The organism is Bacteroides clarus, assembly GCF_015555825.1.
Lineage (GTDB): Bacteria > Bacteroidota > Bacteroidia > Bacteroidales > Bacteroidaceae > Bacteroides > Bacteroides clarus.
The window spans coordinates 210660-224670 of sequence record NZ_JADNLF010000004.1 but is presented as its reverse complement, the minus strand read 5'-3'; the positions used below and the strand labels follow the sequence as shown (position 1 = coordinate 224670).

The following is a 14011-nucleotide window of genomic DNA, read 5'->3' as shown; positions in this document are numbered from 1 at the left end:
TGTCGTTATTATCTGTTCATACCCGTATTATCTGCCGTAAAGAAGTGCAGTATGGATGCCATAACCGCCGTTCTGTTTGTTTCTTCCCGAATGCTTTCAAAGGGAAATGACATGACGAAAGTACGGTAGTCGTTACCTTTATAGGCTATGGCGGCCGGTTGGTTCCCGTCTGCATAGGTCATGACTGGAAAAGCGGTTGCCATAGGCAGGATACAGTCGGGGGCTGTTACGGGATAGGCCTGCTCGTTGGGCAGACGGGGGATGCTGAGGCTGCGCCCCAAGCCTTGTATGCCGATTTGCCCGCCGGATGTCTGTAAACTGTTACCGAAGCGGTATTTCAGGACGTTTTGGGTAAATTCCCGGTTGCCTTGCGAATCGTTCATGTCGCTGCCTATGTAGGCGCCGCTGACCAACAGGTTGCCGCCCGCCCGGCAGTAGGCTGCCAAGGCGCGCTGCATGGGCGAGGAGAAAGTTTTGTAATAGGCTGTCCGTGACAGGTTGCCGTCCGCTTTTTCCAATCCCAGAATATAGTCCGCTATCGGATAGTCTTCCAATGCCACACTACCGCTTTCCACAGCTTCGTCACTGCATGAAGTGAAGCTGTAGCCGCCTGTCGCCTGTATGGCTTTGCCATGCATAAAGGGGTAGTCGAAGGTGTTCCCGGCTATTTTCATGCCTTCATATTCATTGCCGCTTTCTCCCAAACGTTTTCCGGCTTCTTTACGGTTGAAGTTCTGCTGGATGCCGCAGAGGGATATATCGTATAGATAAGGTACGCCGGGGTCTTGAGCCACGTCAAATCCCGCTTCGTCGGGCGTGTTTACCACAGCGGGACCACTGATGCGGTCGAAGCCGTTGATGATAAGTACACGCGCCTTTTCGTGTTCGGACTTGTAGGCCGCGAGGGTTTCGGACGGGAAGCTTTCTCCACCCCGGTTCACTGCCGTTACTTTGAAAGAATAGACAATGCCCGGTTCTATCTTTACGGTATGGAACGGATTGTTTACACGTACGCCGTTGTCAAATCCGCCCCGTCCGATACGTGTGTAGACAATGTATTCGCGGGGTGTAGCGGTGGGCTCCAGTGGGTCGTTCACTCCTTTCCAGGAAAGCTCCAGCGTATTTTTCTTCTTGCCGAAGCGGATGGCGAAATTGCTGACGGGCAAGGGCTGCACAACGTATTCTTTGTTATGCTGCGTGCAGATATATTGCAGGATGGATTTGTACAGGGCGCGGCTGGCCGTGAACTTAAAATTGGGATCGTGTCCCAAACGCATGTCCGCAAAGTTCTGGTGCGAGAGAATCTCCACGATTGCGGAAGGAACGGCGGGCAGGCGGGTTTCGCTGTAATTGCGGTTCCACATGCTGCGGCGTGTCCAGTCCGTATTGAAAGTGGAACGGATGTCTTGCCGCAAGCGGGTGAGGAACAGGTCGGCAAGGTCGCGCGAGGCGTAACGGTCTGTTCCCGCCGCCAATTCGCCGTTATTGAAATCGGTGGTATAGATGCCGAGTGTTCCTACGATCCGGTCGTCGGTCTTGAAGCCGGCATCGCTGTGCAGTGCCATGCTCATTTCAAACGGTACTCCCAATCCCTGTTCGCCGGGATTGAATACGGAGCCGCCCGACAGATAGTTGATGGCACGCGAACGTACATTGATGTCGTCGGAGAGGTCGTCCTTGCCTTTGTATCCGGCATATACGGGATAGGGCATACCCGCCCATTGCGCGGAGTAACGGGCGCCTTCCAGATAGCGGGGCAGACCGCTGGTTTTGCCGCCGCGCGCAATGTTGCCCATGCCGCCGCCGAAACGTACGGCATCGGCGCATACCACTCCTTTCTCCCGGCTTTCATTGCTCAATACCACCATACCGTAGTCATTGCTTCCTTTGTCGAAAGTAAAAGTACCGAGGTATACCCATGTGCCGCCGCCAATGCGCTGGTTAACTTTAAACTCTGTGACACCGCCGTTGTGGAATACGAGGTATTTGGCATCGCTTACGCTGTTCGGCAGGCTTTGATAGGAAACGTATACGGCGTACTCTCCGGTTTCCGGAATATCGGGAACCCACTCGGCGAAGGCTTTGTTTTTCTTCTTTTCGGTCTGCGCGAAGCGTGCCGTGCCGTCAAGGAAAGGGTTTTCTCCTTCCGCATAGATGCGTTTCCGCTGTGCAAATCCCGGCAGAGAGGTCTTTTCCCAACGTGCTTTCCTGCTTTTCACTTCGAGATAGAGGGAGTTTGTACCGTTCCGGTTGCCGTCGTTGTCTACGATGATTTCCCGTTTCTGCGTGTCGCGTTCGCGAGGGGTGAATACGTTGGCTCCCGCATTCTCCAGCATCGGGATGAGGTAGGGGAGGATGAACGATTGCGTGAATTGGTCTTCGGAGGTACAGAACAGGCGGGGACGCTGCCAGCCCCATTTGTCCTTGCTGTTGATGTAGTACCTTCCGTGACTTTGCCACAGGGCGATGTGCCGTCCTTCCAGTCCCCGGGTTATTTCAAAGGGACGGGATGCGCGGGTCACCCAGGGGGCGCCTTTGTAATGTATGTCCGTAAACAGGCGGTTTTTATCTTTCTTTCCGTTTCTGTATGCGTTGGGGATAAGGTCGTCGATGGAACGTCCGCCGGTAAAGACGGTGATGTCGAAATAGGTAACGGGGCCGGGGAGTATCTTCTTGATGTCCCGGTAAGTCTTTTCCACCGTTTCAGGCCGGAAGGGCTGGTAGGAGAATTTATCATCGGCGTAGATGCTGATGGTTTTTCGGCGGAAGTCTACGCGTACGCTGTCGAGCCGGCATGTACCGATATTGACATCGGCAGGGGCATATGCTTGGAAGAAGGTTTGCAACCGCTCCCGGACGGCCTGTTCTATTTCTTGTGAAAAGAGGGAAGTAACTCCTACCGACAGGAGCAGTATGGATAAATATAGCTTTCTCATATTCAATAGTTAAGTACCGTACAAAAATACACAAAAAAAGAGTGGGAAGTTCATCGCTTCCCACTCTCTTATCGCTATTTAGTAAACATTTACAGCGGAATGTATTCTACGAATGCTTCCATGGCTTCGTAAGATGCCAGACCCAAGCTGTCGTACAGTGCGGCTGTACCGCGGTTGCGGTCTTCACTGCGCTGCCAGAACAGGCGCTCGTCGTTACCGAGGAACGGTGCGCTTTCCATCTGGCTTTGGTGCTTCAGGATGGAGTTACGTTTGGCGCGCAATTCTTCGGGGCTGATGGGCACCGCCATTTCGATGTTTTCAATTTCCCATTCTGCCCATGCGCCGCGGTACATCCAGATGCGGCAGTCTTTCAGCCATTTGGCGCCTTCTTCCTTTTCAAGGTCGATAGCTGCAAATACGGCATCCGTACAAACACGGTGTGTTCCGTGCGGGTCGGCAAGGTCACCGGCGACAAAGATTTGGTGGGGTTTCACTTCGCGCAACAGGTTGCGTACGATTTCCACGTCGGCTTCGCTGATAGGGTTCTTCTGAATCTTACCCGTTTCATAGAACGGCAGGTCAAGGAAGTGGCAGTGATCCAACGGGATATTGTTATAAGTACATGCCGTACGCGCTTCGCCGCGACGAATCAGCCCTTTGATGGTCAGGATATCGCGGGTATCCATATCGCCGTCTTTCTTATCTTTCAGATAGTTGCGGATTTCGGTGTATTTCTCGTTGATGACCTGGTCTTCGCTGTTGTTGAAGAGCTGGTTGAAGCCGTTGATGAAGTGCAGGAAGCGGATTACTTCTTCATCGCCTACGGCAATGTTACCGGAAGTCTCGTATGCCACATGCACGTCATGTTTCTGCTCTACCAGACGGCGGATAGTACCGCCCATAGAGATGACGTCATCATCCGGGTGCGGAGAGAATACAACGACACGTTTGGGATACGGTTTAGCGCGTTCGGGACGATAGGTGTCGTCTGCGTTCGGCTTGCCGCCCGGCCAACCGGTGATGGTATGCTGCAGGTCGTTGAAAATCTTGATATTTACGTTGTATGCAGAGCCGTAAAGGGCAAGCAGTTCACTCAAACCGTTTTCGTTGTAGTCTTTGTTGGTCAGCTTCAGAATCGGTTTTCCGGTCAGTTGGCACAACCAGACGATGGCGCTGCGAATCAGCTTGTCGTTCCATTCGCAGGAAGTTACCAGCCAGGGACGTTGGATACGTGTCAGGTTGGCGGCTGCCGAAAGGTCAATGGCGATATGGGCATTGTTGTGCGTTTGCAGGTAAGATGCGGGGATTGTATCTGTTACGTTGCCTTCTACACACTCTTTTACCATTTTGGCCTTTTCTTCACCCCATGCCAGCAAATATACTTTCTTGGCCGAGAGAATTGTGGCTACACCCATTGTAATGGAACTTACCGGAGTGCTTTCAATGCTTCCGAACATCTTGGACGCTTCGTTGCGTGAGTCGCTGTCCAGCAAAATCAAACGGGTGGTGGAGTTCAGGCGCGAACCCGGTTCGTTGAAACCGATGTTGCCGACACGTCCGATACCCAATACGGCTACGTCGATACCGCCGAAGCTTTCGATGCGTTGCTCGTACAAGCGGCAATATTCGAAAATGGTGTCTTTGGCGATAGTACCGTTGGGGCTGAATACGTTCTGCATGTCAATGTCCACGTGGTCGAGCAGCATTTCCTTCAATGCGTTGAGGTTGCTGTTGACTGCGTCCGAAGCCAGCGGATAATATTCGTACAGGTTGAATACCACTACATTGCGGAAACTCAGTCCTTCTTCCTTATGCATACGCACGAGGGCTGAATAGACATTGCGTGGCGAGTTACCGCCGGCCAGCGCCAATACGCAGAAACGTCCGGCTTTCTGCTTGTCACGAATCACTTGTGCGATATCCAAAGCAATCTGGTTGGCTCCTTCTTCGGGAGACTCGTAAATGTCTGTCGGAATTTTTTCGAGACGTGTCAGTACCGATCGCTCGAAAGCGTTCTCAGGTCGATAGTACCTGGGGGATACTCTGTTCAGAGTAATTTGAGAACTAAGATTGGTTTTCATACAATAATTGGTTATTAATAAATGATTAAAGCTGTTCGCTTGTTCAAAACTTAACAAAAATACGAAAAACAAAGTTCATTCGCATTATGTTGAAATAAATTTTATGATAAAGTATCGGTTTCAGGCACTAATTTGCCCATTGCCCATACCGCTCTGATTTTCAAATCTTCGTCCATTACGATAATGTCGGCGTCTTTTCCTTTCTGGAGCGAACCCTTACGGTCGTATACGCCCATAATGCGAGCCGGTGTTTCGGACACCATACGCACGGCGTCCGCCAATGGTATGTCGGCCTTCTGTACCATTGTGCGTATCAGGCGGTCCATCGTTGCCACGCTGCCGGCAAGGGCGGAGTGGTCGGCCAGCTTGCATACGCCGTCCTCGATGATGACACGCGGGTCGAAAGCTTCCTTGCTGTCGCTGACGGCACATGCCAGAGCATCGGTGATGGCGCACATCCGTTCCACGCCTTTTATCTTGTAGACCAGGCGCAGGATTGTGGGCGGTACGTGGATGCCGTCGGCCACTACTTCCACGGTCATGTCGTCCATGAGGTAGATGCTCTCCACGGTACCTTCGTATTTATATTCACGGCGTTTATGGAATCCGGGCATCGCGTTGTAGAAGTGCGTGGCATGCGTATATCCGGCTTCATAGGCGGTGCGTATATCTTCAAATTCGGCTTGGGTATGGGCTACCGAGGCCAAGATGCCTTTTCCGGTGATGTATTTACCGAACTGCATGGCTCCGGGTAATTCGGGAGCGGCGTCCCAACGCTTGATGCAGTGCCAGTTTTCTACGATGGGGATATATTCGTTGGGATCGGGGTTCTTGATGTTCTCGGGCATCTGTCCGCCGGCCATCGCCATGTTCAGATAGTGGCCTTCGAGGTGCAGACCCAGTATCGGGCTGTCTTTTTCCGCCATCATCTTCGTACAAGTCTCTGCCGCCTGTTCAATCATCGGTACGGTAGAAGAGGACAGGGTGGGGAATATGCTGGTGGTTCCGTATTTCATGTGAGTTTTGACCGCACCGCGAAAAGCGTCTTCGGTACATTCCATAAAGTCGCGTCCGCCGCCGCCATGTGCATGGATTTCTACACCGCCGGGCAGTACATACATTCCTTTTACATCAATCAGTTGTGCGCCGATAACGGCAAGGTCGCAATTGGTTACTTCTAAAATTTTCCCGTCTCTGATGAGTACGGAACCATCCTTGAGCCAACCTTGCGGGGTCAGGATGCGTGCGTTGATAAGTTGAGTCAACATAGGATTTAGGGGTTAGTGTTAATAAATTAATTGTTTCAGTCGTCAGACATCGTTTCAAAGGACAAAAATAACTACTTTTTGGGTAAGATGCACTCCATGCATTTAGGTATTTTCATTAAATACTCTAAAATTTGATGCGTAATGTTTAAAGAAATACCTATTTAATATCTTTTAATCGGGATGACGGTCAGCGAAAACTTTAATTTCGTTACTTTGAAGAAAATAGGAATTAAAGAGAGTTAGAGGGAGTTTCACTCCTTAATAAGACGAATCAGGAGTTTAAACAGCAAATAGCTAAGTATGATTGAGCAATTAAACCGATTAGATGATTAAATTGATTAGATAATTAAATTGATTAAACTGATTAGATGATTAACAGATTAGATAATTAACTGATTAGACAAATTCTAAGCCTGAAGGGCTTTTATCTCTCAGCCCGGGGTAACACCCCGGGAATGCGAATATGATTACCATTGCGCCCTGTAAGGGCAAAATTTGATATTCAAAGATTTTGCCATTATAAGGCGTGAGTGCAGAGAACATTTATTCCCGGGGTGTTACCTCGGGCTGAGAGATAAAAGCCTTTCAGCCTTAGGTTACTCTATTATTAACTCTTGATTCGCATTAATAATAAAAACGATTGATTATGAAAACATGGAAAGCAGAAGCCGCCATTATTGCTGTCGGTATGGTTTTGTTGGGAGTGGTAATAAAATGGGGTATAAACGATTTTATAGATAAGGAGCGTATTGTCAGCGTAAAAGGACTGGCTGAGATGGAAGTCCCCGCCGATAAGGTAATATGGCCTTTGATGTATAAGGATATCGGGAACGACCCGTCTTTGCTTTATGCCAATATGGAGCAGAAGAACAAAGTTATTGTGAAGTTTCTGGAAAGTAATGGCATCGCTAAAGAAGAAATCAGCATTGCCCCGCCCGAAGTGATAGACATGCAGGCCGAACGTTACGGGAACCGTGATATAGCTTATCGGTACAATGCCACATCGGTTATTACGGTCACTTCAAAGAATGTAGACAAGGTGCGGAAGTTGATGTCGGAACAAGCCGAGCTGCTGAAACAGGGTATTGCCATCAGCGGGGGCGATTACCGCTATAACGTGGTATACGAGTTTACGGGCTTGAATGACGTGAAACCGCAAATGATAGAAGAAGCTACGAAGAATGCCCGTGCCGCAGCCGAGAAGTTTGCAAAAGACTCGGACAGCAGTCTGGGTAAAATACGGAATGCTTCGCAGGGACAATTCTCCATTTCGGACAGAGATGCCAATACACCTTATATTAAGAGCATACGCGTAGTGACTACCGTGAACTATTATCTGAAACGATAGTGAAAGAATCCGCATCTTTCCATGCGGGAAACTTGTTTCTGAATGCTTGCAGCGCGGAAAGTTCGAGGGGTACGGTGGCTGTCCCTTCTTCATTGTCGGGTACTTGAGCCATCAGTTCGCCCTTGTATGAGTAGATTGCGCTGCCGCCGTCGTAAGGGAATCGATTACCGTCTTTACCGACACGGTTTACGCCGCAGACGTAACTTATGTTCTCCAGCGCACGCGCTTGCAAAAGAATGTCCCAGACTTTTCGCCGGGGTACAGGCCAGTTGGCGACGTAAATCAACAAGTCGTATCCGTTGTTTACATTCCTGCTCCATACCGGGAAACGAAGGTCGTAGCAGACAAGCAACAGTATGTTCCAGCCCCGGTAAGGGATTACGGTACGGCGATTGCCCGCCGTGAAATGTTCCGTTTCGTTGCCCATGCGGAACAAGTGCCGCTTGTCGTAAAAATAGGCTTCTCCTTCGGGAGTGAGGAAAAAGGCGCGGTTGTAATAGGCGGGATGTTCGCGGGATAATGGATTATCTTCGGATGAAACGGAGTTTTCTTCGCAGGAAATGTAGCTTCCGGCGATGGCTATCCGGTATTCAGACGCCCATTGGCGCAGCGTGGTGATGGTGTCGCCCGTTACCGGTTCCGCCAGTTTATCGGTATTCATGCTGAATCCGGTAGAGAAAGTCTCCGGCAAAACAACAATCTCCGCCGCTCCGCGAAGTGTTTCCAGCTTTTCGCGAAGACGACGGAGATTGTCTTGTTTATTTTCCCAAGCAATATCCGTTTGCAGGATACTGACACGTAGTCGGTTCATTGTGACGAACGGTTGTCGGAAACCGTTTTTTTAAATCGTTCCGATTGAGAAGTTCTCGGGAATCTTTCCATGAAAGTCCTTGAAATAGAGTTTTATCTCATGCATATCCTTTTCAAAATCTCCCGTCGGCATTATTGCCTTGGTGGAAGTTATGGTCTTGGAAGGATAATCTATACCGATGAGCATGATGGGAACTTGCGCTTTCAATGCAATGAAGTAAAATCCCTTTTTCCAGTTAGGGTTGGGTTTACGCGTTCCTTCCGGGGTGATGGCCAAATGGAACTGTTTGCTTTCGGCAAATTTGTTGGCCATCTGGTCTACCAAGGAAGTATTCCGGCTCCGGTCTACCGGTATGCCGCCGACGGCTTTGAATATCAATCCCAAAGGAAAGAAAAACCACTCTTTTTTCATCATGAAGCTGGTCTTCCGTCCGATGGCGCCGTAAAACAGTTTGCCGATAAATAAATCCCAGTTGGATGTATGCGGTGCCGCGCAGATGATGCATTTGTCATAGTTGGGCACTGTTACATTTGTTTTCCAGCCTAACAGGCGATAATAGATAAAACTATATAGTCTTTTCTTCATTCTTATTATTTAAGTTTGCCGATAGCTTCAATGATTTCGTCTACTTTTGCGTTAAAATCAGAACGGAATTTTTTGTAGTAACCTTTTACATTTCCCGGTTCGGTGTGGCTGATGCGGCTGATGAATTCATCTTGCATTTTCAGAATCTCACTCATTAGCTCGTCGGCTTTCTTCTTATCTGTTCCGGGTACATACAGGCTGTTCACAAGACATTCGGTGAATAACTCACCGGCGATATAGTTGACGTTCTTCTTCAATACTTTTCTACTTGCCATAATCTTTACTTTTTATGTGAATAAATTGAATTATTTTCGGTAAAGATAGTGTTTTTCTCAATGACTGGAGAGGAAAAATGGGATTTTATGTGTTTTTAATGAGAAGTAGTTCGTAGAATAATTCTACATTTGTGGAGATTTTCTACAATGCAAGTGTGGAAGATGAATGTGACGGGGATACTTTATGCGTATGCTTATAGCTGATAACTAAACTATTATATAACAAATATAGCCTTTGTTGTGTTTTGGCATCGCGTTTGCTTTGAAAAGAGAAACAGGGTTAATTTTAATAAACAAACAAGCATGAGACTATTTTTTACGAAAAGAGAATTAAAGCTGAGAAAGAAAAGGGTAATAATGATGATAGCCTGTATGGCGGCACTGCTTGCCGGTTATCTGATATTGACCTGGCCGAAGAAAGTTCAGCCGGAAGCGCCCACTGTGATTGTGGAGCCTGCCGAAGTTGGTGATGTGGAAATTTTTGGCGAATATGTAGGCCGTATTCGTGCGCAGCAGTTTGTAGAAGTTCGTGCGCGCGTAGAGGGATACCTGGAGAGTATGCTTTTCGCCGAAGGTAAGTATGTAACAAAGAATCAAGTCTTGTTTGTCATCAATCAGGACCAGTACCGTGCAAAGGCTGATAAGGCCCGCGCGCAGTTGAAGAAAGACGAGGCGCAGGCGTTGAAGGCCAAACGTGATCTGGAGCGTATTCGCCCTTTGTATGCGCAGAATGCCGCCAGCCAATTGGATTTGGATAATGCGCAGGCCGCTTATGAAACCGCCGAGGCTTCCGTTTCCATGAGCCAGGCCGATTTGGATCAGGCGGAACTGGAACTGGGGTATACAATCGTGCGTTCCCCCTTGTCAGGACATATCAGTGAAAGAAACGTGGACTTGGGAACATTGGTAGGTCCGGGAGCCAAATCGTTGCTCGCTACCGTGGTGAAGAGCGATACCGTATTGGTGGACTTCAGTATGACCGCATTGGATTACCTTAAAAGCAAGGAACGCAATATCGAGATAGGCCGTCAGGATTCTACCCGTTCCTGGCAGCCCAATATTACGATTACTTTGGCTGATAACACTGTCTATCCCTATAAAGGTTATGTAGACTTTGCCGAACCGCAAGTCGACCCGCAAACGGGTACATTCTCCGTTCGCGCCGAGATGCCCAATCCGAACAGGGTCTTGCTGCCGGGACAGTTTACGAAAGTGAAGCTGCTGCTGGATGTGCGCGAAGGTGCGGTAGCGGTTCCCCAAAAGGCGGTTACCATTGAAAAGGGCGGCGCTTATATCTATGTGATGCGCCGCGATTCTACGGTTGAGAAACGTTTCATCGAACTGGGACCGGAGTTTGGCAACAATATGGTTGTTGAGCGCGGACTGGTGGCGGGCGAGCAAGTAGTGACGGAAGGTTTCCACAAACTCACTCCGGGTATGAAAGTGCGTGCGCAGGCGGCGGTTCCAAAAGAGGAAGAAGAACAGCCGGCAGATTCCCTGAACAAGAAAGCCGTTTCCGAGAATAAAGCAAAGGATAACAACCTCTCAAAGTAATGACAGTATGAAAGTAAGTTTCTTTATAGACCGCCCGGTATTCTCGGCGGTGATATCGATTGTGATTGTAATTGTCGGTATCATCGGTCTGACGATGCTTCCGGTGGATCAATATCCGCAGATAACGCCGCCCGTCGTGAAAATCAGCGCATCCTATCCGGGAGCAAGCGCGCTGACCGTATCGCAAGCGGTGGCGACTCCTATCGAACAGGAAATAAACGGTACTCCGGGCATGTTGTACATGGAGTCCAACAGTTCAAACTCCGGCGGCTTTTCGGCAACGGTGACTTTTGATGTGTCTGCCGACCCCGATTTGGCTGCCGTAGAAATTCAGAACCGTGTGAAGCTGGCGGAAAACCGTCTGCCTGCCGAGGTTATCCAAAACGGTATCTCGGTGGAGAAGCAGGCGCCCAGCCAGTTAATGACCATCTGCCTGACTTCCAGTGACCCGAAGTTCGATGAAATCTATCTGAGTAATTTTGCTACCATCAACGTGCTCGACCTCTTGCGCCGTATTCCCGGTGTGGGTCGTGTGTCCAATATCGGAAGCCGTTACTATGCCATGCAGATTTGGGCTATGCCGGACAAGTTGGCGAACTTCGGTCTGACCGTGCAGGACTTGCAGAACGCATTGAAGGACCAGAACCGCGAGTCGGCTGCCGGCGTATTGGGACAACAGCCAGTACAAGGTCTGGACATCACCATTCCTATTACGACGCAAGGCCGTCTGAGTTCCGCTAAACAATTTGAGGATATTGTGGTCCGTGCCAATGCTAACGGGTCTATCATCCGTCTCCGCGATGTGGCGCGCGTATCGCTCGAAGCCTCTTCTTACAGTACGGAAAGCGGTATCAATGGCGAAAACGCAGCTGTTCTCGGCATCTATATGCTTCCGGGAGCCAATGCCATGGAAGTGGCGGATAACGTGAAGAAGGCTATGGAAGAAATCAGCGCGAATTTCCCCGAAGGAATGAGCTACGAGATACCGTTTGATATGACTACTTATATTTCGGAGTCTATTCACGAGGTATATAAAACATTGTTCGAGGCGTTGATTCTTGTGGTATTGGTGGTGTTCCTCTCGTTGCAGAGCTGGCGTGCCACTTTGATTCCCGTTGTCGCGGTGCCCATATCCTTGATCGGTACTTTCGGCTTCATGCTGATTTTCGGCTTCTCGCTGAATATCCTGACTTTGCTGGGATTGATTCTCGCTATCGGTATCGTGGTGGATGATGCCATTGTGGTGGTGGAGAATGTGGAACATTTAATGGAGACGGAAAAACTCTCGCCCTATGAGGCCACCAAGAAGGCTATGAGCGGTTTGACGGGCGCTTTGATTGCCACTTCATTGGTGCTCTGCGCCGTATTCGTTCCGGTGAGTTTCCTAAGCGGTATCACCGGACAGTTATATCGCCAGTTTACCATCACTATTGCGGTATCCGTATTGCTTTCTACGGTTGTGGCGCTGACGCTCAGTCCTGTGATGTGCTCGCTTATCCTGAAACCCGGTAGCGGAAAGAAAAAGAATATCGTGTTCCGTAAGATTAATGAATGGCTGAATATCAGCAATCATAAATACATAGGCGTCATCAGCCGTGTAATCAAACATCCCAGACGCTTGATGAGCGCATTCGGCATGGTGCTGATCGCTATCTTCATTATTCACCGTTTGATACCGACCAGCTTCTTGCCGGCCGAAGACCAGGGATACTTTAAGGTGGAGCTGGAACTGCCGGAAGGCGCTACACTGGAGCGTACCCGTATAGTGACCGATCGTGCGGTGAAGTATCTGGAAAAGAACCCGTATGTGGCTTATGTGCAGAACGTAACGGGTAGCAGCCCGCGTGTAGGAAGCAATCAGGCACGCAGTGAACTGACCGTTATCTTGAAACCTTGGGAAGACCGCAAGAATACTACCATTAACGAAATAATGGAGAAGGTGGAAAAGGACCTGACGGAATATCCCGAATGTAAAGTCTATCTTTCCACTCCGCCTGTGATTCCGGGATTAGGAACATCCGGCGGTTTTGAAATGCAACTCGAAGCTCGCGGTGAGGCTACCTTTGACAATCTGGTACAGGCAGCGGATACGTTGATGTATTATGCGCAGAAGCATAAGGAACTGACGGGACTTTCTTCTTCTCTGCAATCCGAGATTCCGCAACTCTATTTTGATGTGGACCGTGACAAGGTGAAGATGCTGGGTGTGCCGTTGGCGGATGTGTTCTCCACAATGAAAGCCTATACAGGTTCCGTATATGTAAACGACTTCAATATGTTCAACCGTATATATAAGGTGTATATCCAAGCGGAAGCTCCGTATCGTGAGCATAAGGAGAACATTAACCTGTTCTTTGTAAAGGCCGCCAACGGCGCAATGGTTCCGTTGACCTCGTTGGGTAATGCATCCTATACCACAGGCCCGGGTAGTATCAAACGTTTCAACATGTTTACCACTGCCGTTATTCGCGGTTCGGCTGCGCAGGGTTACAGTTCCGGCCAGGCGATGGAGATTATGGAACAGATAGCGCGTGAGCATTTGCCGGATAACATCGGTATCGAGTGGAGCGGACTTTCCTATCAGGAGAAGCAAGCCGGCGGACAAACCGGATTGGTACTGACGCTGGTGTTCCTTTTTGTGTTCCTTTTCCTCGCTGCGCAGTACGAAAGCTGGACAGTACCTATCGCAGTATTGCTTTCTTTGCCGGTAGCCGCTTTAGGAGCCTATTTGGGTGTTGCCGTCTGTGGGTTGGAGAATGATATCTACTTCCAGATTGGTTTGGTAATGCTCGTGGGACTTGCGGCGAAGAATGCCATCCTTATCGTAGAGTTTGCAAAGGTGCAGGTAGATAACGGGGGAGACTTGGTGCAGTCGGCCATTCATGCCGCCCAACTTCGTTTCCGTCCTATCTTGATGACTTCCCTTGCTTTCGTGCTGGGTATGCTTCCCATGGTACTGGCAAGCGGACCGGGGGCTGCAAGCCGTCAGGCAATCGGTACGGGAGTTTTCTTCGGAATGATTTTTGCCATTGTATTCGGTATTGTACTTGTACCGTTCTTCTTTGTCCTGATTTATAAGGCAAAGGCGAAAGTGCAGCACAAAATCAAGAAAGACTGATGATTATATTGTAAACGAATTCTGATTACATACTT

General features: G+C 49.3%; 9 protein-coding genes. 3 read left to right on the top strand and 6 right to left on the bottom strand.

The window, feature by feature from the left end; genetic code table 11:
• Nucleotides 1-8 precede the first annotated feature (8 nt).
• The 3 genes from I2F54_RS06610 to nagA form a co-directional block, all read right to left on the bottom strand.
• Nucleotides 9-2936: a golvesin C-terminal-like domain-containing protein gene (locus I2F54_RS06610; protein WP_195500799.1), complete on the bottom strand. Its 2928-nt coding sequence runs from the start codon at nt 2934-2936 to the stop codon at nt 9-11.
• Nucleotides 2937-3025: 89 nt separating this feature from the next.
• The gene (locus I2F54_RS06605) at nt 3026-5017 is read right to left on the bottom strand and encodes a glucosamine-6-phosphate deaminase (RefSeq protein WP_009120567.1); all 1992 of its coding nucleotides are present in this window, start codon (nt 5015-5017) and stop codon (nt 3026-3028) included.
• A gap of 101 nt (nt 5018-5118) precedes the next feature.
• On the bottom strand, nt 5119-6285 hold the full coding sequence (gene nagA, locus I2F54_RS06600; protein ID WP_195500798.1) for an N-acetylglucosamine-6-phosphate deacetylase: 1167 nt from the start codon (nt 6283-6285) through the stop codon (nt 5119-5121).
• Between the two features lie 646 nt (nt 6286-6931).
• On the opposite strand from nagA, the gene I2F54_RS06595 reads away from it, so the two are divergent.
• Nucleotides 6932-7633, top strand: coding sequence for an SIMPL domain-containing protein (locus I2F54_RS06595; RefSeq protein ID WP_009120569.1), 702 nt, complete (start codon nt 6932-6934; stop codon nt 7631-7633).
• Here I2F54_RS06595 and I2F54_RS06590 read toward each other — a convergent pair.
• The 3 genes from I2F54_RS06590 to I2F54_RS06580 are packed head-to-tail and all read right to left on the bottom strand — an operon-like array spanning nt 7605 to nt 9304.
• On the bottom strand, nt 7605-8444 hold the full coding sequence (locus I2F54_RS06590) for an amidohydrolase (RefSeq protein WP_195500797.1): 840 nt from the start codon (nt 8442-8444) through the stop codon (nt 7605-7607). The genes I2F54_RS06595 and I2F54_RS06590 overlap by 29 nt on opposite strands.
• Before the next feature lie 30 nt (nt 8445-8474).
• On the bottom strand, nt 8475-9029 hold the full coding sequence (locus I2F54_RS06585; protein WP_009120571.1) for a 1-acyl-sn-glycerol-3-phosphate acyltransferase: 555 nt from the start codon (nt 9027-9029) through the stop codon (nt 8475-8477).
• 5 nt (nt 9030-9034) lie between these two features.
• Entirely contained in the window at nt 9035-9304 is a 270-nt protein-coding gene (locus tag I2F54_RS06580; protein ID WP_009120572.1) for a hypothetical protein, read from the bottom strand.
• A gap of 303 nt (nt 9305-9607) precedes the next feature.
• Between I2F54_RS06580 and I2F54_RS06575 the strand changes: the two genes are divergently transcribed.
• Complete coding sequence (locus I2F54_RS06575) at nt 9608-10858, top strand: efflux RND transporter periplasmic adaptor subunit (protein WP_195500796.1); 1251 nt, start codon at nt 9608-9610, stop codon at nt 10856-10858.
• A 7-nt stretch (nt 10859-10865) separates the two neighbouring features.
• On the top strand, nt 10866-13976 hold the full coding sequence (locus I2F54_RS06570; protein ID WP_195500795.1) for an efflux RND transporter permease subunit: 3111 nt from the start codon (nt 10866-10868) through the stop codon (nt 13974-13976).
• The last annotated feature ends 35 nt before the right edge of the window (nt 13977-14011 follow it).